Annotated in this window: 18 protein-coding genes and 1 pseudogene; 14 read left to right on the forward strand and 5 right to left on the reverse strand. The window is 59.8% G+C overall.

Going from position 1 to position 22,929, the window contains the following annotated elements; genetic code table 11:
- Positions 1-42: 42 nt before the first annotated feature.
- The 4 genes from NIT7645_RS05185 (at position 43) to NIT7645_RS05200 (ending at position 4,414) form a co-directional block, all read left to right on the forward strand.
- Positions 43-960, forward strand: a complete 918-nt coding sequence (locus NIT7645_RS05185) for an ABC transporter permease (protein ID WP_008562375.1) — start codon at positions 43-45, stop codon at positions 958-960.
- The gene (locus NIT7645_RS05190; RefSeq protein ID WP_008559425.1) at positions 957-1,802 is read left to right on the forward strand and encodes an ABC transporter permease; all 846 of its coding nucleotides are present in this window, start codon (positions 957-959) and stop codon (positions 1,800-1,802) included. Before NIT7645_RS05185 ends, NIT7645_RS05190 begins: the two co-directional genes overlap by 4 nt.
- Positions 1,803-2,001: 199 nt before the next feature.
- On the forward strand, positions 2,002-2,988 hold the full coding sequence (locus NIT7645_RS05195; protein WP_008562933.1) for an ABC transporter substrate-binding protein: 987 nt from the start codon (positions 2,002-2,004) through the stop codon (positions 2,986-2,988).
- A 247-nt stretch (positions 2,989-3,235) separates the two neighbouring features.
- Complete coding sequence (locus tag NIT7645_RS05200; protein WP_050686267.1) at positions 3,236-4,414, forward strand: 4Fe-4S dicluster domain-containing protein; 1,179 nt, start codon at positions 3,236-3,238, stop codon at positions 4,412-4,414.
- Positions 4,415-4,446: 32 nt separating this feature from the next.
- On the opposite strand, the gene NIT7645_RS05205 is transcribed toward NIT7645_RS05200, so the two are convergent.
- The 3 genes from NIT7645_RS05205 to acs form a co-directional block, all read right to left on the reverse strand.
- Positions 4,447-4,944, reverse strand: coding sequence for a flavin reductase family protein (locus NIT7645_RS05205; protein ID WP_008559491.1), 498 nt, complete (start codon positions 4,942-4,944; stop codon positions 4,447-4,449).
- Between the two features lie 200 nt (positions 4,945-5,144).
- Entirely contained in the window at positions 5,145-5,828 is a 684-nt protein-coding gene (locus NIT7645_RS05210; RefSeq protein WP_008559347.1) for an adenylate kinase, read from the reverse strand.
- 8 nt (positions 5,829-5,836) lie between these two features.
- On the reverse strand, positions 5,837-7,798 hold the full coding sequence (gene acs / locus NIT7645_RS05215) for an acetate--CoA ligase (protein WP_008562049.1): 1,962 nt from the start codon (positions 7,796-7,798) through the stop codon (positions 5,837-5,839).
- Positions 7,799-8,415: 617 nt separating this feature from the next.
- Here acs and NIT7645_RS05220 point away from each other — a divergent pair.
- From NIT7645_RS05220 to NIT7645_RS05250, 7 genes are all read left to right on the forward strand, one after another.
- Positions 8,416-9,432, forward strand: coding sequence for a C4-dicarboxylate TRAP transporter substrate-binding protein (locus tag NIT7645_RS05220; protein ID WP_008562218.1), 1,017 nt, complete (start codon positions 8,416-8,418; stop codon positions 9,430-9,432).
- 81 nt (positions 9,433-9,513) lie between these two features.
- Positions 9,514-10,161, forward strand: coding sequence for a TRAP transporter small permease subunit (locus tag NIT7645_RS05225; protein ID WP_008561298.1), 648 nt, complete (start codon positions 9,514-9,516; stop codon positions 10,159-10,161).
- A 15-nt stretch (positions 10,162-10,176) separates the two neighbouring features.
- Positions 10,177-11,577, forward strand: coding sequence for a TRAP transporter large permease (locus NIT7645_RS05230; RefSeq protein ID WP_008561751.1), 1,401 nt, complete (start codon positions 10,177-10,179; stop codon positions 11,575-11,577).
- Between the two features lie 184 nt (positions 11,578-11,761).
- Positions 11,762-12,241: a hypothetical protein gene (locus NIT7645_RS19490; RefSeq protein ID WP_008561253.1), complete on the forward strand. Its 480-nt coding sequence runs from the start codon at positions 11,762-11,764 to the stop codon at positions 12,239-12,241.
- A 121-nt stretch (positions 12,242-12,362) separates the two neighbouring features.
- The gene (locus NIT7645_RS19140) at positions 12,363-12,731 is read left to right on the forward strand and encodes a glycine zipper domain-containing protein (RefSeq protein WP_008562486.1); all 369 of its coding nucleotides are present in this window, start codon (positions 12,363-12,365) and stop codon (positions 12,729-12,731) included.
- A 24-nt stretch (positions 12,732-12,755) separates the two neighbouring features.
- A complete protein-coding gene (locus tag NIT7645_RS05245) occupies positions 12,756-13,433 on the forward strand; it encodes a response regulator transcription factor (RefSeq protein WP_050686268.1) in 678 nt (225 codons plus the stop codon).
- A gap of 13 nt (positions 13,434-13,446) precedes the next feature.
- Complete coding sequence (locus NIT7645_RS05250) at positions 13,447-14,871, forward strand: sensor histidine kinase (protein ID WP_050686270.1); 1,425 nt, start codon at positions 13,447-13,449, stop codon at positions 14,869-14,871.
- Between the two features lie 124 nt (positions 14,872-14,995).
- On the opposite strand, the gene NIT7645_RS05255 is transcribed toward NIT7645_RS05250, so the two are convergent.
- A complete protein-coding gene (locus tag NIT7645_RS05255; protein WP_008559918.1) occupies positions 14,996-16,315 on the reverse strand; it encodes an efflux RND transporter periplasmic adaptor subunit in 1,320 nt (439 codons plus the stop codon).
- Complete coding sequence (locus tag NIT7645_RS05260) at positions 16,312-18,312, reverse strand: ATP-binding cassette domain-containing protein (RefSeq protein WP_050686271.1); 2,001 nt, start codon at positions 18,310-18,312, stop codon at positions 16,312-16,314. Before NIT7645_RS05260 ends, NIT7645_RS05255 begins: the two co-directional genes overlap by 4 nt.
- Before the next feature lie 139 nt (positions 18,313-18,451).
- Here NIT7645_RS05260 and NIT7645_RS05265 point away from each other — a divergent pair, with 139 nt between their 5' ends.
- The 3 genes and pseudogenes from NIT7645_RS05265 to NIT7645_RS19820 all read left to right on the forward strand — a co-directional run.
- A complete protein-coding gene (locus tag NIT7645_RS05265) occupies positions 18,452-20,140 on the forward strand; it encodes a DUF3131 domain-containing protein (protein WP_037302453.1) in 1,689 nt (562 codons plus the stop codon).
- On the forward strand, positions 20,140-21,681 hold the full coding sequence (locus NIT7645_RS05270; RefSeq protein ID WP_008559726.1) for a hypothetical protein: 1,542 nt from the start codon (positions 20,140-20,142) through the stop codon (positions 21,679-21,681). Before NIT7645_RS05265 ends, NIT7645_RS05270 begins: the two co-directional genes overlap by 1 nt.
- Positions 21,682-22,138: 457 nt before the next feature.
- A pseudogene (locus NIT7645_RS19820) lies at positions 22,139-22,906 on the forward strand (family 16 glycosylhydrolase); the annotation flags it as partial.
- Positions 22,907-22,929: the final 23 nt, after the last annotated feature.

Below are 22,929 nucleotides of genomic sequence, written 5' to 3' on the forward strand. Positions count from 1 at the left end.
AAGACACAAATCCTGTCATCCCACCAAGGGGAGACCGCTGTCATGAAGAGCCTGACTGCAATCCTGACAGTTGTCGCCGCCATCATTGGGCTTTGGTATGCGGCCTGTGTTCCCATGAACATCAAGGGCGTGCTGGATGCGGCCGAACGGGCAGGGGCCGAGGTGACCCCCGCCACCGCACGAGAGCGGCGCGACATGGGAGAGTTCGGACTGGTCGCTGGCAACAGTTTTGCCATTGCAGACACGTGGGTCCAGGATCGGCCCCGCCTGCCAGCGCCCCATCAGGTGGCCGTTGAGCTATGGAACACCACGGTCGAGAAGAAAATCACGTCAAAACGCAGCCTGATCTACCACGGCCAGGTTACCCTTTCGGCAACCCTTCTTGGGTTTGCTATCGGCACTGGGCTTGGCATTCTGCTGGCAGTGGGGATTGTGCATTCCAAGGTGATGGACATGTCGGTGATGCCCTGGGCGATCGTCAGTCAGACCATCCCGATCATTGCACTGGCTCCCATGATTATCGTCGTGCTCTATTCCATCGGAGTGCAGGGCCTTTTGCCAAAGGCAATCATCTCGGCCTATCTAAGTTTCTTTCCCGTTGTGGTGGGTATGGTGAAGGGGCTGCGCAGTCCCGATCACATGCAGCTTGATCTGCTCAAGACCTATAACGCCTCGACGGCTCAGGGGTTTTGGAAACTGCGTTTGCCGTCCTCCATGCCATATCTGTTCGCGTCCCTCAAAATTGGCATTGCCGCCTCTCTTGTGGGGGCCATCGTTGGTGAGCTGCCAACCGGTGCGGTTGCAGGCCTTGGTGCGCGTCTGCTGGCGGGCAGCTACTATGGGCAGACGGTCCAGATCTGGTCCGCGCTCTTTGCAGCGGCACTGCTGGCGGCGGCGCTGGTCGCATTGCTGGGGGTGATTGAACGTGTCCTTCTCGGGCGCATGGGGGTGCGGTCATGATAATGGTTGTGCTTGCCGTCATCGTGTGGTGCGCGGGCTGGTGGGTGAATTCCCGCCTTGCCAATAGCCCACAATCGCAAACTCGCCTCGTGCAGCTGTTGGTGCCCGGGATTTTCGGCCTCACCATCCTGCTGGTTTGGGAGCTGCTGGTGCGCGGGTTGGATGTGTCGCTGGTGATCTTGCCCGCACCATCCGTGATCGCTGCGCGGTTTGCCGAAAGCCTGCCGATCCTTTGGGCGGATTTCATGCAGACCATCGTCAAGGGGGCATTGTCCGGCTATGTGATCGGCTGCGGTGCTGCTTTGCTCACCGCAGTTGCCGTGGATCGAAGCGACTTCCTGCGACGGGGGCTGTTGCCGGTCGGGAACTTTGTTGCAGCGCTCCCGATTGTCGGCACCGCACCGATCCTCGTGATGTGGTTCGGTTTCGATTGGCAGTCCAAAGCGGCGGTTGTCGTGGTGATGGTGTTCTTTCCTGTGCTGGTAAACACCGTCGCAGGCTTGCGTGAAACCGACCAGATGCAGCGCGACCTGATGCAGACCTATGCCGCAAGCTACTGGCAGAGCTTTTTCAAGCTGCGCCTGCCTGCGGCCCTGCCGTTCATTTTCAACGGTCTGAAGATCGCCACGACGCTTGCACTTGTTGGCGCGATCGTTGCGGAGTTCTTCGGCTCACCCACCGTGGGAATGGGGTTCCGGATCTCGACCTCCGTGGGGCAGTTGGCGCTGGATATGGTCTGGGCAGAGATCCTCGTCGCCGCCCTTGCCGGCTCTGCCTTTTATGGGGGGATGGTCCTGATCGAAAAGACACTGACCTTCTGGCACCCGTCGCAAAGAGGATAAAAACACCGCCCGCCCGATTGGTTTCGGGCGGGTTAACTTGTTGGTCTATGTGGCTGAATAAGATGGAAAAACCATAAGGACACATCGCCCAATTCATAAGCAAGCGCCACGGCCGCATGACAGAAAAGACAGAAAGATCTTTGTTTGCAGGCGGCCTTGGCGCAGAGTTTTCAACATAAGGACAACAGGGAGTCTGACAATGAAGAATGTGCTCACAGCCGCCGCCATGGCACTGACAACAGCAGGTGCCGCGCAGGCCGCGGATGAGGTGAAGCTGCAACTGAAATGGGTCACGCAAGCGCAGTTTGCGGGCTACTACGTCGCGCTGGATCAGGGCTTTTACGAGGCCGAAGATCTGGATGTGACAATCCTGCCCGGTGGCCCCGATATCGCCCCCACCCAGGTGATTGCAGGCGGTGGCGCCGATGTCACGGTAGAGTGGATGCCCGCCGCTCTGGCAGCGCGTGAAAAGGGTCTGCCGCTGGTCAACATCGCACAGCCCTATAAATCTTCGGGCATGATGCTGACCTGCTGGAAAGACACCGGCATTTCTGCGCCTGAGGATCTCGCCAACCGCACGCTGGGGGTCTGGTTCTTTGGCAATGAATTCCCCTTCATGAGCTGGATGAGCCAGCTGGGCATTTCCACCGAAGGCAAAGGCGAGAGCGGTGTGGAAGTCCTCAAGCAGGGCTTTAACGTCGATCCGCTGTTGCAGCGTCAGGCAGACTGCATCTCGACCATGACCTACAATGAATACTGGCAGGTCATCGATGCAGGCGTCAGCCCGGACGAGCTGATCACCTTCAAATACGAAGACCAAGGTGTCGCAACGCTTGAGGATGGTCTCTATGTTCTGGAGGACAACCTGAAGGATCCGGAGTTCGTCAACAAGATGGAGCGCTTTGTGCGCGCCTCTATGAAGGGCTGGAAATGGGCCGAGGAAAACCCGGACGCTGCGGCTGAAATCGTGCTGGACAATGATGCCTCTGGTGCACAAACCGAAGAGCACCAAAAACGGATGATGTCCGAAGTGGCCAAGCTGACCGCAGGCAGCAATGGCGCGCTGAGCGAGGCGGACTATCAGCGCACTGTCAAAACGCTTCTGGATGGCGGGTCGAGCCCGGTCATCACCAAGGAACCGGTTGGCGCCTGGACCCACATCATCACCGATGCTGCCCTGAAGTAACCATTTGGTTTCATAACAATCGCCAGAGCGTCCTTGCTCTGGCTGGCCCCGTCCGCAGCAGTGCAGGCGGGGTTTTTCGTTGCACCGCGAGGGGCGCAAACCAGAAAGGCAAACTGGTTAACCTTCAGTTAAAAGTTGATGCACATTGGTTTTCACGCCTTTAAATTGAAAATCCTGTGCTAACTTCTCTTCCTAAGACGATGGGGTGTCTCGATTTTGTTTCGGTTCTCGACCAGAGGGAGGGAGCATGGCTGTGTGGGAAGACACTCAACTGTTGCTGCGTGGGCAGGACCTGCGTCAGATGCTGGCACTGGGGCATCGGGTTGACCGGGTGTCCCATCCGGGCGGGGCATACCGCCGCTTCGACCCAGACAGCCAGACGTGCTGGCCGCTTGCCGATCTTGCTGCGGCAGCGCAAGTCAGACGCCAAGCCAGCCGCAGCAAGGCAGAGCAGGTCTTGATCCTCTATGATGCGGCAGAACGTGCAGGCATCATCGAGCTGCGCAAACGTCTCTTGCTGGAACACGCCCATGTCACGGCGGTCGCGGTGGATGTTCTGGGCGATCTCGGGCATGCGGATCTGGTGCAGGCCATTGCGTCTGGATTCGACTGGGTTTTGATTGGCGCGCAGAAGGAGCGGGAGAACAAGCAGGCCCCGTTGTCAGAGCTCGCCCTTGCACGCTGTTTCGGGATCGAGGACAGGGCGGAGCTGTTCCGCTCAACGACCCATCTTGAACATATTCTTTTGCGGGTGGTCGGCACGCGCGCGCCCCTGTTTCGCAGTGTCGGTGCGACCGTTGCGCCGGGAAGCGGGACAAGGCGACATGACGGGTTGCGACAGTTTGCAGGTAAGATGGGGCTGGAGACCGACCAGATCCCACTGCCAGACAACGCCCCTTACGGCACGCTCAAATTGGATGCGACCCGCTGTGAGCATTGCAAGGCCTGTACCTGGATCTGCCCGACCCAAGCGCTGAAACTGGAAGATGCGGATGTCGGTCTGGTGCTGGCAGAGCCGGACTGCGTGCAATGCGGTCTTTGCGTATCCATCTGCGAAAGCGATGCATTGTCCCTGTCACCACGCTTGCGATTGGTGGGGGCAGATACTCCGCAACAACTGGAGGAGGGAGGCCTCGCAGCGGCGACCGCGTTCACAGCGGGGCTTGGCTGGCTGGCGGGTGATGATCGCGGACAAAAAGACGACGATGACGGGGACAGTGATGGGGGGGCAGAGGCAGAGGCCAGCCCACAATGGCTTGGGGATGGCCCGCATAGCCGATCAGGTCACGCTGGGTTTGTCGGCGTGGGCCGCTTTGTGCAGCATGTCCTGCAGGAGGCGGTTATCCGGCTGGGGCTGCCATCTGCGGCAATTGCAGGTCGGGCGGTCCGGCGGTCAGCCAGATTTTGCGCTCTGTTCACGCTTTAGGGGCCTGACCCTGGCGCCGCAGTGGGCGCCTGTCACTTTTCCAGAAAGCCGCCGTATTGGCCACGTTTAAAGATGAGGCCCATGCCGGGGCGGGCTGTGACCGCTTCGACGTGGCCCACTAGAATGCTGTGGTCGCCGCCATCGTGACAGGCGTGGTGACGGCAATCAAAGCGGGCGACGGTGCCCGGCAGGACAGGAATGCCGTGATCGGTGCGTTGGTCCGCAACGATGGAAAAATCCTCTCCGTTGCGGGCAAAATGCATAGCCAGATCCAGCTGTTCCTCTGCCATCACATGAATAGAGAAATGCCCAGCCTGAACAAAGGGATCATGCCGTTTGGACTGGCGGGCCGGACACCACAAAAGAAGCGGGGGATCCATCGAGACAGAGGTGAAACTGTTTGCCGTAATCGCAAGCGGGCCGCGGTCTGTCACGGTGGTGACAACGGTGACACCGGTGCCGAAACATCCCAGCGCGTCGCGATAGGCGCGCAGGCTATCGGGTCCGGGAGTAAAGGTTGTTTCGGACATGTCGCGTCCCTTTGATCTGTCACGTTCTGCGCGGCTGGGTGCCATAAAACCAGTCGCACTGTCTACCGCTTTGAAATGTGGGCCAAAGGGCAGCGAATGCCACCCCTGAATGACATCAGGCCCGCATTTTTCTGCGGGCCTGATCGGGGATAGGACGCTTTTGATCCGGGCAGTGCCGTGTTTGGCTCTGCGCTGCGCGCCTAGTCTGTTGCGGCCTGTACGACCTGCTGCATGGCGCTCGCAATCGCGTCGATCTCGCCCATCGCGTCGATTCGCTTCAGAACGGATTTTCCGTCGTAATAGTCGATCAGCGGGGCGGTTTGCGCATGATAGGCCGCAAGACGGCTGCCGACGGTTTCGGCATTGTCGTCGGCGCGGCGCGACATCTCGGTGCTGCCGCAGTTGTCACAGGTGCCTGCAACACTGGGCTGTTTGAAATCGTCGTGATACCCTTCGCCGCATTTGGCGCAGGTGTAGCGCCCGGCGACGCGCGCGACCATCGCAGCGTCATCCACCTCCAGGCTGATTGCCGCATTGATGCGTTGGCCGGTCTCGGCCAGCAGCGCATCCAGCGCCTCTGCCTGAACCGTTGTACGGGGAAAGCCGTCCAGGATAACGCCCTTGGCACAGTCCGGCTCTGCCAGGCGGTCGCGCAGGATGTTGATGACGATCTCGTCGCTGACCAGCCCGCCGGCCGCCATCACCGCCTTGGCGGCCTTGCCTGCCTCGGTCCCGGCCGCCACCGCTGCGCGCAGCAGGTCGCCAGTGGACAGTTGAACAAAGCCAAAATGGCTCTCGAGTTTGCGGGCCTGCGTGCCCTTGCCGGCCCCCGGAGGGCCCAGCAGGATCAATACGGCAGGGCGGGTGAGAACTGTGGTGTCCATTTCGGTGCTCATCCCTTGTTGGCCCGGTTTTCGATCAGGTCATCCACAACCGACGGATCCGCCAGGGTGGAGGTGTCGCCAAGAGAGCCGAAATCGTTCTCGGCGATCTTGCGCAGGATGCGGCGCATAATCTTGCCAGACCGGGTTTTCGGCAGGCCCGGTGCCCACTGAATGACGTCCGGGGAGGCAATCGGGCCGATCTCGGTGCGCACCCACGTGCGCAGCTCCTTCATCAGCTCGTCCGAGGGCTCGCGGTCGTTCATCAGGGTCACATAGCAATAGATGCCCTGTCCCTTGATTTCGTGCGGGTAGCCAACAACCGCGGCCTCGGCCACGGCGGCATGGGCCACCAGTGCGCTTTCGACCTCGGCTGTGCCCATGCGGTGACCAGAGACATTGATCACGTCATCAACACGGCCGGTGATCCAATAATCACCATCCTCATCGCGGCGGCAGCCATCACCGGTGAAGTAATAGCCCTTGTAGTCAGAGAAATAGGTCTTCTCGAAACGTTCATGGTCGCCCCAGACAGTGCGCATCTGGCCGGGCCAGCTGTCCTTGATGCACAGGACGCCCTCAACGCCGTTGCCTTCGATTTCCACACCGGTCTGCGGATCCAGAACCACCGGTGCAATACCAAAGAACGGTTTCATCGCAGCCCCTGGTTTGGTTGCATGGGCACCGGGCAGCGGGGTCATCAGATGACCGCCAGTTTCAGTCTGCCACCAGGTGTCGACGATCGGGCATTTGCCCTTGCCGACAACGTCGTTGTACCAGTTCCAGGCCTCAGGGTTGATCGGCTCGCCCACAGTTCCGAGGGTGCGCAGATCGCTCAGGTCGTGCTTTTCCACCCATTCCGGACCCTGACCCATCAAGGCGCGGATTGCGGTGGGGGCGGTGTAGAACTGGTTCACCTTATGCTTGGCGCAGACCTCCCAGAAACGGCCGGCATCGGGGTAGGTCGGCACGCCTTCAAACATCAGGGTTGTGGCACCATTGGCCAGCGGGCCATAGACGATATAGCTGTGGCCCGTGACCCAGCCCACATCGGCCGTACACCAGTAGATATCGCCATCGTGGTAATCAAACGTGATCTCATGCGTCATCGCCGCATAGGTCAGATAGCCGCCGGTTGTATGCACAACCCCTTTGGGCTGGCCGGTAGAGCCGGAGGTATAAAGGATGAACAGCGGATCTTCTGCGTTCATTTCCGCAGGCTCAAAGCTGTCTGATGCCTCGGCCGCCAGCGCGTTATAGTCGTGATCACGCCCGTCGATCCAAGTGGTCTGCCCGCCCGTGCGCTTTACCACAAGGCATTTCACCGTGTCTTTGGTATGCAGCAGAGCGGCGTCTGCGTTGGACTTCAGCGGTGTTTTGCGGCCACCACGGGGGGCCTCGTCCGCGGTGATGATGACCTTGGCGTCACAGCCATTGATCCGCGCCGCCAATGCGTCGGGGGAGAAGCCTGCAAACACGATCGAATGGATCGCACCGATACGGGCACAGGCCAGCATGGCATAGGCGGCTTCCGGGATCATCGGCAGGTAGATGACGACACGGTCGCCTTTGCCCACACCCATCGACTGCAGAACATTTGCCATGCGGCAGACGCTGCCATGCAGTTCCGAGTAGGTGATGTGCTGCGCGGCATCCTGTGGGTCGTCCGGCTCCCAGATGATGGCGGTCTGATCGCCACGGGTTGCCAGGTGGCGGTCGATACAGTTGGCCGCAACATTCAAGGAGCCGTCAGCGAACCATTTGATCGAGACATTGCCAAAATCATAGTTGACGTCTTTCACTTGGGAAAACGGCTTGATCCAGTCGATCCGCTCCGCCTGTTTGGCCCAGAATCCTTCGGGATCCTGCATGGAGGCGGCATACATCTCGTCATATTGTGCGGCTGTCACATGCGCGCGGGCGACGGTCTCTGCCGACGGCGCATAGGTGGTGCTGTCCCTCTCTTGGGTCATGCTGGTTCCCTCCCTAAAAGTCTTCTTTGACCTGCACACCACAGCGACAGGCTGTGGGTGTCAAATCTTTTCCATCCTCGGATGCGATAATACCCGAGGCTGAAAATAAGGAAATAAGTGACTAAGGAATAAGGATTTACCTGTAAACCTATTTCCGATTTCCGCCGCAATCCGTAAATAAAATGTCCCGGCACCCGTAAATATGTATGTTTGGCAATGGCTTGTCTGTAAACGTATAGGGCGGCAGCTAGCCGTCGCTGCGCGAGTGCATCGTAAAGGTGGCGCTATCAAGGTGGGCGGACTGGCGTCATCGCCTGCGGCATCTTGTGCCTCTCTGCGACCAAAGTCGCCCCGGGTTGCCCCAACCGGGCCCGCAAGTTCAGGAAGAGCAACGCGCAGGTGAAGGCCGTCTGGATGGCTTAAAATGTGCGCAGTGCGACCGAATTGTCCGCTTCTGTGCGCGGGCGCGACAGGCTGTCCGACTCCCCGGTACGCCTTGGGGTTGGCAGGTGGCGCCCTTGGCGCTAGCTTCAACGAAGATGCCCGCCTTGCGGCCTGTCAGACCCTGTTGGGGTAGGGCAGGATCGTCGGCGAAGGGCACAAATTGGGAGGATACCATGAAGACTTATCTCACCGCCGCAACCGCGGCGATCGCTGGCTTGTCGATTGCAGGCAGCGCTGCTGCGACCGAATGGAATGTTTCGGTCTGGGGCAAGCGCCGCGCCTTTACGGAGCATGTGGAAAAGCTGGCAGAGCTGGTGTCAGAAAAAACCGATGGCGCGTTCACCATGAACATCAGCTACGGCGGTCTGTCCAAGAACAAGGAAAACCTGGACGGCATTTCCATCGGCGCCTTTGAGATGGCACAGTTCTGCGCGGGCTACCATCGCGACAAAAATCCGTCCATCACCGTTCTGGAACTGCCGTTCCTTGGGGTTGCCAATCTCGAAGAGGAAGTGGCCGTCAGCCATGCGGTCTATGCCCACCCTGCCGTCCAGAAGGATCTGGCGCGCTGGAATGCCAAGCTGCTGATGACGTCGCCGATGCCTCAGTACAACATCGTGGGCACAGGCGAGCCGCGGGACGAACTGGCAGAGTTCAAGGACATGCGGGTGCGTGCGACCGGTGGCATCGGCAAGGCTTTCTCTGCCGTTGGAGCCGTGCCCACATCCGTGACCGCAACAGAGGCCTATAACGCGATGGAATCCGGCGTTGTCGACACCGTTGCCTTTGCCCAGCACGCGCATCTCAGCTTTGGCACCATCAACAAAGCTGACTGGTGGACAGCCAACCTCAACCCCGGCACGGTGAACTGCCCGGTTGTCGTCAACACCGACGCCTATGATGCCCTCAGCGATGAGGAACGCGCAGCGCTTGACAGTTCCATTGACGAAGCCATCGCACATTACCTGGCAAACTACGGCGAACTGCTGACGAAATGGGACAGCGTGCTGGAAGAAAAAGGCGTGCAGAAGGTCGAAATCTCTGACGACCAGCTGGCCGAGTTCCGCAAGGTTGCAGCGGATCCGATCCGCGAGCAGTGGATCGCGGACATGACCGCACAGGGCCTGCCAGCGCAGGAGCTTTATGATCTGGTTCAGAAAACCCTCGCCGACGTGCGCGCGGGCAGCTGATCTGACGCAGACCACAGAAAGGGCCGGGCATATCGTTCCGGCCCTTTTTGCATCAATGCAAATAAGTAAGGGGGGCAGAGCATGGCAAGCAGTGCAGCAGTGCTGGAAGATGGCAGCCTGATCAGCCGGATAGACCGGAAATTGCTGACAGTTGAACGCGCCTTGGCGTTGGTCAGTGGTTTGGCGGTGTTTTCGTTGATGCTGCTGGCAGTGGTATCAGTCGGCGGGCGCAACGCCTTTAACGCGCCTTTGCCGGGCTATGTCGATTGGATCGAACAGGTTATGCCGCTGATCGCTTTCATGGGGATTTCCTTTGTGCAGCGCGATGGCAGTCATATCCGGATGGATTTGGTGATCTCGGCGCTGCGCGGTCGCGCGCTTTGGCTGTTTGAGCTGTTCTCAGTGGTTCTGATCCTTGCGCTTGTGCTGGCGTTGCTGTGGGGCAGCTGGTCCCATTTTCTGCGCTCTTTTGATTTTGCCGCCCCTCTGTGGAGCCGCGACAGTTCCATTGATATCGGCTTGCCGATCTGGCCTGCCAAGCTGTTGGCGCCAGTGGCCTTTGCGGTTCTGGTCCTGCGCCTTTTGCTGCAGGTCTGGGGATATGGTCGCGCCTTTGTTCTGGGGCTGGAACAGCCGGTTGCTGTGCCGCTTGTGCTTAGCGCTGCAGAGCAGGCCGCAGCCGAAGCTGAACATCTCGGTGGCGTCTCCGCCTCCGGCAACGACACTTAAGGCGGAGGACAGACAATGGAACCGATCGAGATTGGCCTCTGGGTCAGCGGTTTTCTTCTGGTCACGGTTGTTCTGGGAATGCGGGTGGCCTTTGCGGCGGGTCTTGCAGGGCTGATTGGCCTTGTTTGGATCTTCTGGGCAAAATTCGGCTATGATCCGGCACGCTTTACCAAGGCACTGACCATTGCGGTGAAAACGGCAGGGCAGGTGCCCCATTCCAAGGTGTCCAGCCAGGCGCTGAGCCTCATTCCGACCTTCATCCTGATTGGCTATCTGGCTTACTATGCCGGGCTTACCAAGGCACTGTTCGAGGCAGCAAAGCGTTGGCTTGCCTGGGTGCCGGGCGGGTTGGCGGTATCGACCGTTTTTGCCACGGCAGGGTTTGCCGCCGTATCCGGGGCATCGGTTGCGACCTCGGCCGTGTTTGCCCGTATCGCCATCCCCGAGATGCTGAAAATCGGCTATGACAAACGCTTTGCAGCTGGGGTCGTGGCTGCGGGGGGCACGCTGGCCTCGCTCATCCCGCCCTCTGCCATCTTGGTGATCTATGCCATCATCGTTGAACAGGATGTGGGCAAACTGCTGCTGGCAGGCTTTATTCCTGGTGCGTTTTCGGCGTTGATCTACGGGCTTTTGATCATCGGCATGGCCATGACGATCAAGGGCTTTGGGCCTGCGGTCACCGGTTTTACCTGGCGCGAGCGCTTTGTCTCCTTGCCCCCGGCGCTGCCGATCCTGTTTGTGGTCGCGACGATTATTCTGTTTGTCTACAACCCCTTTGGCGGAGACGCTTGGGGCACGCCGACCGAGGGGGGCGCAATTGGCGCCTTTGTGGTCTTTTTGATGGCGCTGTATCGCGGCATGCGGTGGGCCGAACTGAAGGATGCGCTGCTGGAAACGGCAAAGCTGTCGGTGATGATCTTTACCATCATCTGGGGCGTGCTGATCTACGTGCGCTTTCTGGGCTTTGCCGAACTGCCGACAGCCTTTTCCGATTGGATCACCTCGCTGACCCTCTCGCCGATGCTGATCTTGATCTGCATCCTGCTGGCCTATGCGGTGCTGGGTATGTTCATGGATGCCATCGGTATGTTGCTGCTGACGCTGCCCGTCGTTTACCCAGCGGTCATGGCGCTTAATGGCGGCGAATATGTCTCCGCGGCTGACAGCACCTTTGGCATGTCCGGTCCGATGTGTGCGATCTGGTTTGGCATTCTGGTTGTAAAAATGGCCGAGTTCTGTCTCATCACACCGCCCATTGGGCTCAACTGTTTTGTTGTTGCGGGGGTGCGGGACGATCTGACCGTGCAGGACGTGTTCAAAGGCGTCACACCGTTTTTCATCGCAGACGGCATCACCATCGCGCTGCTGGTCGCTTTCCCCTCAATTGTGCTTTGGCTTCCCAGCCTCGCCTAGCGCGGCTGCCCACAGGAGCACACAGACAATGGGCCACGGCAAAACCTGCCGTGGCCCAAAAAATATCTTCCTTACAGAATTGTAAGGTCCAGGCGGAGACCTTGTAAGACTGGCCCCGCATATTCGTCTCATCAGCCAGACACGGCGTCCACCGCCCTGGCGCAACGGATGAGAGGAATGACCCATGATTACCAAGACAATGACCGGCATCGTAATGACCGCCACCCTGATCGCAGGCGGCTTTGCCGCGCAAAGCCTGCAGGCCCAGAGCGCGCCAGTGGTGCCTGCAGTCGAAGCGGAAAAGCCTGAGCTGACCTATGCCGACATGCTGGCCGTGCCGGTCACCTTCGATCAGGTCATGCGCACCGCTCTGGAAAATGCCGAGGGCCGCCTGGTCGAGATCAGCCTTGATGATTTCAATAATCTGCCGGTCTTTGTTGCGGTCGTCGCAAGCCCGACCAGCATCAGCGAACTCACTGTTTCTGCAATGGACGGCACGATCCTGAACACCGCAACCCAGACGGCCGCAACGCCAGAGATGATGCAGCAACTGCTCGACGAGGAATTCGAAGACGCCTTGGAATTCGCAAGCCTGGTTGATGAGCTGGACGAGGACGACTGCGATTGCGACGACGACGACGAGGATGACGATCACAAAGGCTGATCCCCTTGTCCCTTGTCACAACGGTCGGGGCATATGCCCCGGCCTGACCCCTTTCCAAATATCACCCAAACTCATGTCGTCACAGGACAAACGCAAAGCGGCGACACTCAGGAGATCATTCATGACAAAAGTAATTCTTGGCTGCCTTGCCGCTGTGGCCCTTGGTGCGTGCAGCAACAGTTTTGACGAACCCCTGCTGACAGATGGCCCACAGCAGATCGGGTTTCAGGCGGATCTTGGAGCCTGCCGGGCGTTGGCAGAACAACACACTGAAAAAACTGTGCAATCTGGCGCTGTTCAAGGGGCTGTCATCGGTGGCATCATCGGCGTTGCGGACAGCAAGGATGGGGATCGCGTAGATGATGCATTGGTCGGCGCCGTTATCGGCAGCGGTATCGGTGCGCTGGAAGGCGCAAGCGAAGCTGATGAAGCGCGCCGCGAAATCCTCATTCGCTGCATGCAGGGGCGGGGCCATAAGGTTCTGGCCTGAGACTGAAACGATCAGGAGCGTCTGATGAGGATCCTTTTGCTGGAAGATGATGCCGACATCGGTGCCTGGACCTCCAAGGGCCTGGGCGCGGCAGGTCATGTTGTCGACTGGATCGAAAACGGACGCGAGGCGCTGATTGCGGCCAGCACGCGCGACTATGACGTGTTGGTTTTTGACCGCATGGTGCCGGATCTGGATGGATTGTCGGCGCTGCGCACTCTGCGCGGCGCCCGCATCAACACTCCCATGATCCTGTTGACTGCCCTTGGCGCCGTGGAAGACCGGGTTGAGGGGCTGGAGGCTGGCGCAGATGACTACCTGAGCAAACCCTTCGCCATGAGCGAGCTGCTGGCGCGGATCACGGCCCTGTCCCGCCGCGGGCACGGCGAAGGGGACGCGCCTGCAACCAAATTGTCCCATCGCGGGCTGGAGCTGGATCTGCTCAGCCAGACCTGTACCTGCCACGGAACGGCTGTTCCCCTGAACCCCAAGGAGTTTCGCCTGCTAGAGGTCTTGATGCGCTCAAAGGGACGCATCCAAACCCGTGCAATGCTGCTGGAGCGCGTCTGGGACATCAATTTCGAACCTTCGACCAGCGTGGTCGAAACGCACATGAGCCGCCTGCGCAACAAGATCGAAAAACCCTTTGATGCAGAGTACATCCGCACCATCCGGGGCTCGGGGTATATGTTCATTGATTAAACGGCTGATCCGCATGAGCGCGCTGCGCCAGGCCATGGCGCTGTCGCTGGCATTCCTTGTCCTGCTGAGCATTGGCGGGTTGGTCCTTGATGACATCGTGACCGAGGAGTTCCGCGCAGAAACAGAGGCTGATTTGCGCGAAGAGTTCCAGCAGATCAGCGCAGGGTTTCGCCGCGATGGCGCCTTTCCAAGAGAGATCGACACCGCGCATGTGTTTTCAGATCGCGGCATCGGTTATGCGGTTTTGCTGGCGGACGGTACGGTTCTGGGGCCAGTGCAGCCAGAGGCGTTTGACCTGCGCGGTTTCGATATTCTTGAGGGCGAGGCGCTGTTCGAGCCAGAGGCCTACGAGGCGCTGGAGCGGATTTTTGAGCTGCTGGAGGAGGACGACAGCGACGGCCAGCCGATCGCGCCGCAGCAGGAGCTCTTTGATGTCGAATTCGAAGCCGAGGCCGATTTGGGCTGGCGCATTTATGCGGGGCCTGTGCTGGACGGCGTGCTGATCGTCTATGCGCCTGGGATCTCTGCGTTTGGCTCTGACCTTACCACCGTCATTTTGTTCTTTGTGATCCTGCTGTCCCTTCCGGCAATCGTGGTCGGGTTGATTTTCGGGCTGCGCGCGCAGCGTCGCCTCAACCACATCGGTGCCGGGTTCGACCGGATTGCCGATGGTGATCTGTCCGTGCGGCTGGCACCGGCACGGGTCCGGGATGATATCGACGAACTGACGGTCCGCATCGATGGCGCGACTGAAAAGCTGGCGGCATCGATCCGGCAGATGTCTGATTTTTCGGCCAATATCGCGCATGACCTGCGTACGCCTCTGACACGGTTGCGCCTGCATCTTGAAGAAAGCGAACGGGCCGAAGATCCGCAGGCCCATAGTGCCGCCGCAATTGAGCAGATGGACAATATCATTGCGATCTTTGCCGCCATTCAGCGTATTGCGCGCCTCAAGGGGCATGATCGGCGTGATGGCTTTCGCACCTTCTCTCTCGCGGCGGTTGCGGTGCAGGCGCATGACATCTACGAGGCGGTGGCGCAGGACGCGGGGCAGGATCTATCGCTTAGGGTGGAAGAGGATGCAACGATCCAAGGCGACCAGAGTCTGGTGATGCAGCTGCTTGCCAATCTCATCGAAAACGCCATCCGCCATGCGGGAGAGGGCGCCGTGATCACGCTGAAAGTGGTCGGCAACGTCCTCAGCCTGTCGGACACCGGCCCCGGTATCCCCGAGGACGAGCGCGACCGTGTTCTGGATCCGCTTTATCGGTTGGACCGCAGCCGAACCACCGCAGGCGCGGGTCTGGGGTTGGCTATGGTCAAGGCGATTGCCGATCTGCATGAGGCCGATCTGCAGCTTATGTTCGGCCCCGGTGGTGTCGGGCTGACGGTACAGGTCTCTTTTCCGCCGGGCATGGCGCCATCGAAATCCTGAGCGCCGGGACCTGCAGGCGCGCTCAATCCTCTTCCCGGTCCTGCTGTGTTTCCAAATCCCCGCTCACCCACCGCACTCTCGTGATCCCAGGGGATCAGCTGGCGGATGCATAGGCTCTGGCCTGTCACCAGATCCCGGCCGTTTGGCTGACTTGTTCAAGACTGCGCCACAACGCCTGAACCAAGGGGCGTTCTGGCAGGGTGACGGTGATGTGGGCACTGCTTGTCGCCCCGGCATAGGCTGTTTCTGCGCTTTTGGAGGCGAGAAATGCCTCGCTTTCAGCGCTGAGGCGGACATCGACAAGATGCTGGGCGGGCGTCCCGTCTCCGGTGTCGGCAAAGGGGCGCAGCGTGCGAATTTCACCGTCCAGCAATTGTGAGTGCAGGCCAATCCCGCTCAGCGTGATGGTGATGGGATCGCCGGGTTTCAAATAGGGCAGGGCATCCTCTGATGCGGTAAACACCGCGCGATGCAGATCGCTGGCGCCTAGCTGTAAGGTCGCAAAGACGACATCCTGCTGAAAGGTGCCGCTTTCAGGCAGGGGACGGGTGCGCAGGATGATCCCCGATTGCGGCGCATAAAGCCGGGGCGTCGCGGCGTAGGACATCAGGATTTCCAGCTCACCAATCTGGCGCTGTGCATCCTGCTCCAGTTGCTGGACACGCCGCAGGTTGGCGCGCGTCTGTTCTGTCGCCAATGCGCTCAGCTGCAGTTCCATTTGGGCGATGGATTTGCTGGTCTGCTCCCGATCCAGCGCGAGCGAAATCAACCGGAGCCTCTGACTGCGCACATCCTCGTCGCCGGTTGGCGGAGTGGCCGCGCGCAGCGCAAGACGACGCGATTTGGCCCGCAAATCTTCAAGCGCATTCAAAAGCTTGCGTTGATGCAGCGCGGCTTCGTTATGCGTGTTCTTGCAGGTCTCAGCAGTGCGCTGGAGTTGCAATGACAGCTCTTGCTGGTTGAGCGGCAGATCGGAACCGACGGCGTGACGCGCCCCGCTTTCGGGCAAGGGGCTTGCGGTCCCGGCGGTGGGTGCACTTTGTTCTTCCCGGATCTGTTGCAGCAGAACGTCTGCATGGCCCGCATCCATGAGACAGGCGCGAAGCGCCGCATTCACCCTGATGTGACGGCGCAGCATATCCGCCCGGGCGGTGATTTTCGGCAAGTCGAGAAGGGCAATGGTTTCTCCGGCACTCACCTCCTGTCCGGCAGAGGTGAGAACCGCCGTCAGCGGAACGCCTGCGGGCAGTCGCAGGTCTATCTGATGGGTGCCTGGGCTCAATGTTCCGTCGAACCGGCGTTGGCCCGGTGCCTTTGCCTCGACCAGCCATTGTGCGGCAGGAGCAATGAGCAGGGCCATTACTGCGCAGGCTGCCATCAACCACAGCCATCGCCCCCATCCGCCGCGTTCCCGGGGGGGCAGGTTGCCAAGCTGTCCGGTCATCCCGCCTGTTCCCCTTGGCTGCGGGGCTTGCGGGGATCGTAAGTCGCAATCTTGACCTCAATCACACGATGAGCGGCCTCTCCGTCGTCCTCTGTTGTGCTATCCTGACGCTCCCGGCGCGGCTCAACCGACAGGGCATCCCGCATGACCGCGGCCAATGGCGCAAGCCGTTGTACCCCATCGCCCTGTTCGGCCTGCGACTGCATTTTTTCCAGATACCCGCTGGAGACAGGCTGGCCGCTATCCAGCATCCGAACCATGCAATAGGATTCAAAGTGCTTGAATTCAAAGGTGACTTTTCCACCTGTTTCACCTGGCGCGAGATCCTGACAGGAAAATGCAAGCAGCTCGCTGGCGATCACACAGACGTTCCTGCGATTGCCGTCATCGCCATCACGGCGAAATTGCGACCTGAGCCAACTGTCTAGGGCTTCCTCGCTTTCCAATGACCGCGCAGCCCGCAGCCGTCGCCAGCCGATGTCTTTTTGGGTGCGGATGTCCTCAGCCGTGCCCACATCGATGATGCGCCCGCCTTGCATCACGACGACCTGATCGCACAGGTCCATGATTTCGCGGTTGTCGCTGGCAATAAGGAAAATGGCGCCCATCCTGCATTCCTGCTGGATCCGACGGGCAAGCGCAGCGGTCAACGCAGGCGTTGCACCGTCTTCTGGCCGATCCATGAGGTAAACCCGTGGTCGCAGGTAGAAACCGCGCGCAAGGCTCAGCGCCTTCTGCTCCGAGGTGGAGAGCATGCCGACTGCCGTGCCTGCGGAAACCCGATCCACCGTGTCGGTGGTGTAGACGAGTTGTTTCAGCGCCTGCATGGCCTGCTGGAGGTCAAGATCATCCCCAAAGCAGCACAGATTGTCCGCAGCCGTTCCCGGCAGCCAAAGCGGCGAGGGCGGGATCAGGACCGCAGGAACCTGTCTGTCCCGTCCGCTGCGCTGCCAGGGAGACTGTCCGCCGATGGTGACCGCGCCGCGCACGTCCAGATCGGTCAGATCGAATGGCGCGGCAATCGCCCGCAGGAGCAGGGATTTTCCTGCGAAATTTCCACCCGTCAGTCCGACGATCTGGCCCGGCGCAATGTCAAGATTGACATCCGAGAGGACCGCACGGCCATCCCGGTCAAAGGCCGATAGCCGTGCGATTGTCAGCCCATCACTGTCGCCCTGGTCCTGCGCAAGCGGCAGTTCGGCAACGCTGATTGCAGAGGTTGCTTGTTCGTCAGAAGGGGCAAAAAGCTGATCGAAAAAGCCCGAAAATGCGCGCGCCGCCCAGTAACACAGCAAACCCGCCGAGGCGACGGCCGCGCCGTTCATGACCCCTGTCGCCGTCAGCCAGCTGGCGGTGGCAAATCCGGACGCAAGGGCAAAAAGGGCGGTCACGCGGCCCGCACTATCAGCAATTGTGGAGCGTCCGGGCGTCGTGGTTGCAAGGCGCCAGCCGGTTGCATCCCGACCGGCAAGAACGCTCACGGCCTCTTGGGGGAGGGTATCCCACCCCGGTTCGCGCGCCACAAGGCGGTTTGCGCCCCACGACAGCAGCAGACCCATCAAAGCGGCCAACGTAAAGGGAGCTGCAAGGATCGGGTGCATTGCGGTCAGCGCAAGGGCAACCACAACGGCAAGTGCCGCGCGCACAATGGCGGCGGCCCGCGTTCGGGCCTGCCTGAACCCGCCAAACGCCCGCGCGTAGCCGAAATCAAACACAAGTATCCCCACAAGCGGCACGACCGCCAGGAACAGCAACAAGGGCGCAAGCAGGGTCTCCCCGCCGACCGCGACAAGGGAGTGGAAGAATATCGGCAAGATTGCGATTGCCGCCGCGCAGCCCTCGCTGGCGAGGGTGAACAGGACAGACAGGGGCATCAGCCAGGCCGGAGCCGTTCTGTCGCGCGCCTGTGGTCCGGGAAGAATACGCACCTTGGCCGCCTCTTCCCGATTGGGGGTGGTCGGATCCGTCGTGACCGACACGTCTCTCGCATGCTGCATGGCCGCTCCGCAAAAATAGCGATAATCATACTTTTTATCAGTCTGCCCTGGATTGTATAATTTAGCGTTAATGGCTGATTTACCGGATATAAACTCATTGCACGTAAAAGTAGCGTTGAATTGATTTGAGGTGGTCTAGATGCCGGAAAAGAACAGACCGAAACGAAAATCAGCGCTCTTTGGTGCATTGCTGCTCTCTGGGTTGACCCTGCTTCTTGGCGGTGCGGCCTATTCTGTCAGTGTGACTGCGCGCTCTATTTTTCTCGCGCAAGAGGATGAAATCATTCCGATTTTCGCGGGTGGTGATCTGGATGATATTCCTGCGCTGATGCGGGGGAACCTCCCTGTTGCCACCACCAGTCTGATCCGGGGAGAGGCTGCACGCACCAAACCGCCCCGGATGTGCGAGATGCCGGAAGACTATTTTGACACGCTCAATGATCTTACGGATCGCCCCCAGGGCTATGATGCGCGCGGTGCCTACGTGCGCCGTTACGCGCCACGGCGCGGGTTTTTGAGCGAACGCGAGTTACGGGCTGCGCGGGTGGCCTGGCATTATTTCGAAAAATTTACACAAGAAACCACAGGGCTGGCGAATTCGGTCGGGAATTATCCCTCCACCACGCTGTGGGACACCGCATCCTACATCGCCGGCGCGGTGGCAGCATATGAACTGTGCCTGATCGAAAAGCCGGAGTTTGACCGCCGGATGACCCAGTTGCTGACTACGGTCAAGGGTTTGGAGCTGTTCCGGAAAGAGCTGCCGAACAAGGTGTATCACACCAAGACCGGAGCCAAGGTGGACTATACCAACAAACCCGGGGAAATCGGCTTCTCCGCGCTGGATATCGGCCGGTTTCTGGTTTGGATGCGGATCATCAAAAACCGCTATCCCTACCTGGGAAATACCGTCGACTCCGTCCTGCTGAAATGGGACTTCAGCAATGTGATCGACAGCGAGGGCCTTTTGATGGGCTCTTACGTCGACAAGGAAACGGGTGAAACAGTTTACGTCCAGGAGGGGCGGCTGGGGTATGAGGAATATGCTGCAAAGGGTTTTGCGTTGTGGGGGTTTCGTCCGCTTTTGGCGCATCGGGCAGAGCCGTTTTTGACGGCCTCCATCTATGGGGTGCAGGTGCCGTATGACGGGCGGGATCCACGGATTTTCCATTCACAAAACTATGTTGTGACGGAATCCTATCTGCAGGATGGGCTGGAGTTGGGCTTTGACATGCCCCATGATGACAGCTCTCCCGACTGGCTCCATAGCGACGGCTGGCGGGCGGAATTTGCAGACCGGATCTATCAGGTTCAGGAAAACCGTTGGCGCCACACTGGGTTCATGACCGCGCGTTCAGAACACAACGTCAAGGGGCCGCCTTATTTCACCTATGACACGATTTTCTCGGATGGCTATCCGTGGAACACGGTCACCCCGCGCGGCGACTATGTGCCAGACCATGCGGCGGTTGCCTCCAAGGCGGCGCTTGGTCTCTGGGCCTTGTGGGATACGGATTACACCGACGTTCTGTATGACGCGATCATTGAACTTTACGATCCGGAAAACGGAATGTTTGAAGGGCTTTATGAACGCGGGCAAGGGCGGGTTGCGATCTTTACGGCCAACAACAACGGGATCATTCTGACCTCTCTCCTGCACAAGGTGCAGGGCAAGATCCTGACGCCGTTCGCCGGTGACACAGAGGTCTGGTACACGGCCTTTCGCGATCAGGATATCCGCGAGCGCCGCAATTATCCCGATCCCCCGCAGGAGGAAGACTGGCTTCCGGCCCTGCGCCATTCTGTTCAACTGAGGGAAGATTTCTGATGCGACCGATTGCAATCTTTGCCACCATTCTGGCGACCCAATTGCTGAGCCAGCCCGCGTCTGCACAGGTTCAGGCTCCGCCACGGGGGCCCGAGGTCTTTGCCTCCGAAAATGCAATCCTGGACACTTCGCTGCCCTTTGCGATCGGGGCACGTGAGGCACAGCAGGCGCTGCGCGGCTCTTTTGGCTGGCCAACCTTTCAAGAAGGCTTGGTGGAAGGGGTCTACTTTCGCTTTGACCCGGACGGCTATGCGCGGTTTTCACCGTCTCCGCGGCTAGACACCGATGTGTTCGAGGTCATCTGCCGACCCCGCACTTATGCCTGTGAGGGGCGAAAGGACAGCATGACGATGATGCTGACCAACCGGGGGCAACTGCAACTGAAGTTCGAAGATGTCGCCGAGGGGGACGCCTTCTATGTCTCTGAAGGCGTATCAGAAATTCAGGTGCCGCCCCGCATTCTGCAGCCTCTTGATCACCAGCTGGAAGCGTTGCTGTCCACGGGTGGAGAGCTGATGGTGCGGCGCGGCGATCAAACCATTGCCAATGTTTCGCTGCGCGGGTTCAGCGCCGTGTCGACCTATCTGCGGTGGGTGCTGGCGCGGCAGGACTATACCGTTATGCCACGCGGCTGGCCCGTGCCGAACTCCAAAAACAGCCAGGGGCAGGGGGACATGACCCGCCCGGCCAGCTGGCAATCTCCGATGCCGCAGCCACAGGTGATTGCCGGGGGCGGTTTTGCTGCGCAGAATCCGCCGGTGTATTCGCCAAATTCCCCCCAATCGACCGCCTCCTATCCCACGGCTGATAGCCGCGTGAACGAGGAAGTTGCCGAAGTCCGGGGGGAGCTGAAGTTGATGCGCGAACTGTTGCTGCAACGCGAGCAGCAGATTGCAGGGATGACCGGAAACACCGACGATTGGCCCTCATCTGCGGCGCCGCCATCAGACCCGGCACTGGCTGCACGGTTACAGAACCTTCAGACTGTCGCAGAAGAAATCCGGGCTGAAATCGAGGCGCTGCAACAGGCGGGGGGCGCAGCCGCCTATCGTCCGCCAGCGGTTGGGGTCTTTTCGGAAACCGGAACAGCCCCCACTGACGCAGAGATGCAGAGCTGGGCGCAGCCGGGCCAGGCAGGCCAGCCTGGGCAGCTGCAGCTTGCACGTTTGCCTGCGAGCGGATCTGATACAAGCCCGCAAGGTGCTGATTTTGCGCGGCAACTTGCCTATCTCATCGAAGAGATAGGCTTGGCCCCCGAAACCGCCCTGGCCGTTTTGCGCGAGCGAGAAGAAAGCCCTGCGGCCGCTCCAACAGTGTTGCCCCCCGCGCCGCCTGCGCAAGGGGCGGCAGGTGTCGGTGCGGGGCTTTACCAGGGGGATGTCGTGTCCGAGATCCTGCGAGAGTTGGAAGCAGAACTGGGGGTGACCCCGGCGGCAGAGCCAGACACGGCCCCCATGCCCGCTGCAACGGAACAGGAATATCAGTTGCTGTCAGACTATTTCAAATCGGCCGTCTTGCCGGACCTTGTTTCGCCGCAATAATCTGAGAACAGGACAGGCTCTGACAGGAAAAGGCGCGCAGCCTGGCGTGCCTTTTCTCGCTCTGGTCTTTTGATTGGCAAATCGGTCTGGTCGGCTGGTGGCCAACTGGGCCGTTCTTGACCTGTGAATGGCCCGTGTCTGAAATGAAAACTATCGTCATTTGCGGGTCGAAGCCCTTTCACGCGGCCCCTTCGCAGGACGCAGGCAACTGCGTCCCTGAGATTGCGCGCCACCCCAGAAGGGCGGAGCCCGCTGTCTGTACCGTGACCTGTGTCATATATCCGGGTTGTTGCCCGCGGGGCAAAATCGGGCTGAAGGGGCAAAATGCGCCTTGTCAAATGTCGAGCCTGACACAAACGCGGCCAGGCAAGGGGGCTGATCTTTTGCAGGAAGTCTGACAATTAAGGTTAATGGGGATTAACCTTAATTGGGGTGAGCCGTGGCAAACGGTGGGGTAATGGGGCCGTGTCTGAGCCCGGCACAACGCGGCTCGCTGCAGCGCTGGCTGGGTGCGGTCGGGCGGGGCTGTGCCGCTCTTTTTCTGGTCGCCGCCGTCCTGATTGTGAGCGCCGTGCAGCAGGCCTGGGCGCAGACATCACCGCTTGTCGATCCAGAAAAAGGGCGCATCGTGACGGGAAAACTGCCTGATACCGGGGGTACGCAGCATGGGTTTTCTCAGGTGTTTGGCTCCGGCTTTCACCCGAGCAAATTGGGCTGGTCTGTTGCGCATTACGATTTTTCCCACCCAAAATTTGATACCGACTGGCGCCGCGATCAGATCAGCGCGAGCGCATTTGGCCTGCAGCTGACTTTATCCCCCAAGGCGGGAGGCGCGAACCGTTTTGACGGGGCTTCCATGCGGCGGCCTGAGCCAAGCCATTATGGGCGCTATGAAATCACCCTCCAACCGGCAAGGGGCGCTGGCGTGGTGACTGGGTTTTTTACATACAGCGGCCCCTATTACGGCAGGCGCCACGATGAGATCGATATTGAATTTCTGGGAAAAGACACGACAAAACTGCATCTGGCCTGGTTCGTGGATGGTGCCATGCGCAATCGGTTCATCGATCTTGGCTTTGATGCTGCAGATCGTCCGCGCCGCTACGCGTTTGAATGGTGGCCTGACCGGCTGCGTTGGTTTGTCGAGGGCAAACTGATTTTTGAAACAACCGCACAGGATGGTCCGCTGCCAAAAGTTCCGGGGTATCTGTTTGCCAATATTTGGGCCGCCGATCCGGTACTGGAGGG

This window comes from Phaeobacter italicus (genome assembly GCF_001258055.1).
Taxonomy (GTDB): domain Bacteria; phylum Pseudomonadota; class Alphaproteobacteria; order Rhodobacterales; family Rhodobacteraceae; genus Phaeobacter; species Phaeobacter italicus.

What these genes read in the sequence shown, in the direction of transcription:
- acs (WP_008562049.1), bottom strand. Translation starts at nt 7,798, where the DNA reads ATGACCCAAGAGAGGGACAGCACCACCTATGCGCCGTCGGCAGAGACC.
- NIT7645_RS05220 (WP_008562218.1), top strand. Translation starts at nt 8,416, where the DNA reads ATGAAGACTTATCTCACCGCCGCAACCGCGGCGATCGCTGGCTTGTCG.
- NIT7645_RS19140 (WP_008562486.1), top strand. Translation starts at nt 12,363, where the DNA reads ATGACAAAAGTAATTCTTGGCTGCCTTGCCGCTGTGGCCCTTGGTGCG.
- NIT7645_RS05185 (WP_008562375.1), top strand. Translation starts at nt 43, where the DNA reads ATGAAGAGCCTGACTGCAATCCTGACAGTTGTCGCCGCCATCATTGGG.
- NIT7645_RS05190 (WP_008559425.1), top strand. Translation starts at nt 957, where the DNA reads ATGATAATGGTTGTGCTTGCCGTCATCGTGTGGTGCGCGGGCTGGTGG.
- NIT7645_RS05255 (WP_008559918.1), bottom strand. Translation starts at nt 16,315, where the DNA reads ATGACCGGACAGCTTGGCAACCTGCCCCCCCGGGAACGCGGCGGATGG.
- NIT7645_RS05250 (WP_050686270.1), top strand. Translation starts at nt 13,447, where the DNA reads ATGAGCGCGCTGCGCCAGGCCATGGCGCTGTCGCTGGCATTCCTTGTC.
- NIT7645_RS05265 (WP_037302453.1), top strand. Translation starts at nt 18,452, where the DNA reads ATGCCGGAAAAGAACAGACCGAAACGAAAATCAGCGCTCTTTGGTGCA.
- NIT7645_RS05225 (WP_008561298.1), top strand. Translation starts at nt 9,514, where the DNA reads ATGGCAAGCAGTGCAGCAGTGCTGGAAGATGGCAGCCTGATCAGCCGG.
- NIT7645_RS05195 (WP_008562933.1), top strand. Translation starts at nt 2,002, where the DNA reads ATGAAGAATGTGCTCACAGCCGCCGCCATGGCACTGACAACAGCAGGT.
- NIT7645_RS05205 (WP_008559491.1), bottom strand. Translation starts at nt 4,944, where the DNA reads ATGTCCGAAACAACCTTTACTCCCGGACCCGATAGCCTGCGCGCCTAT.
- NIT7645_RS05200 (WP_050686267.1), top strand. Translation starts at nt 3,236, where the DNA reads ATGGCTGTGTGGGAAGACACTCAACTGTTGCTGCGTGGGCAGGACCTG.
- NIT7645_RS05230 (WP_008561751.1), top strand. Translation starts at nt 10,177, where the DNA reads ATGGAACCGATCGAGATTGGCCTCTGGGTCAGCGGTTTTCTTCTGGTC.
- NIT7645_RS19490 (WP_008561253.1), top strand. Translation starts at nt 11,762, where the DNA reads ATGATTACCAAGACAATGACCGGCATCGTAATGACCGCCACCCTGATC.
- NIT7645_RS05210 (WP_008559347.1), bottom strand. Translation starts at nt 5,828, where the DNA reads ATGGACACCACAGTTCTCACCCGCCCTGCCGTATTGATCCTGCTGGGC.
- NIT7645_RS05245 (WP_050686268.1), top strand. Translation starts at nt 12,756, where the DNA reads ATGAGGATCCTTTTGCTGGAAGATGATGCCGACATCGGTGCCTGGACC.
- NIT7645_RS05260 (WP_050686271.1), bottom strand. Translation starts at nt 18,312, where the DNA reads ATGCAGCATGCGAGAGACGTGTCGGTCACGACGGATCCGACCACCCCC.
- NIT7645_RS05270 (WP_008559726.1), top strand. Translation starts at nt 20,140, where the DNA reads ATGCGACCGATTGCAATCTTTGCCACCATTCTGGCGACCCAATTGCTG.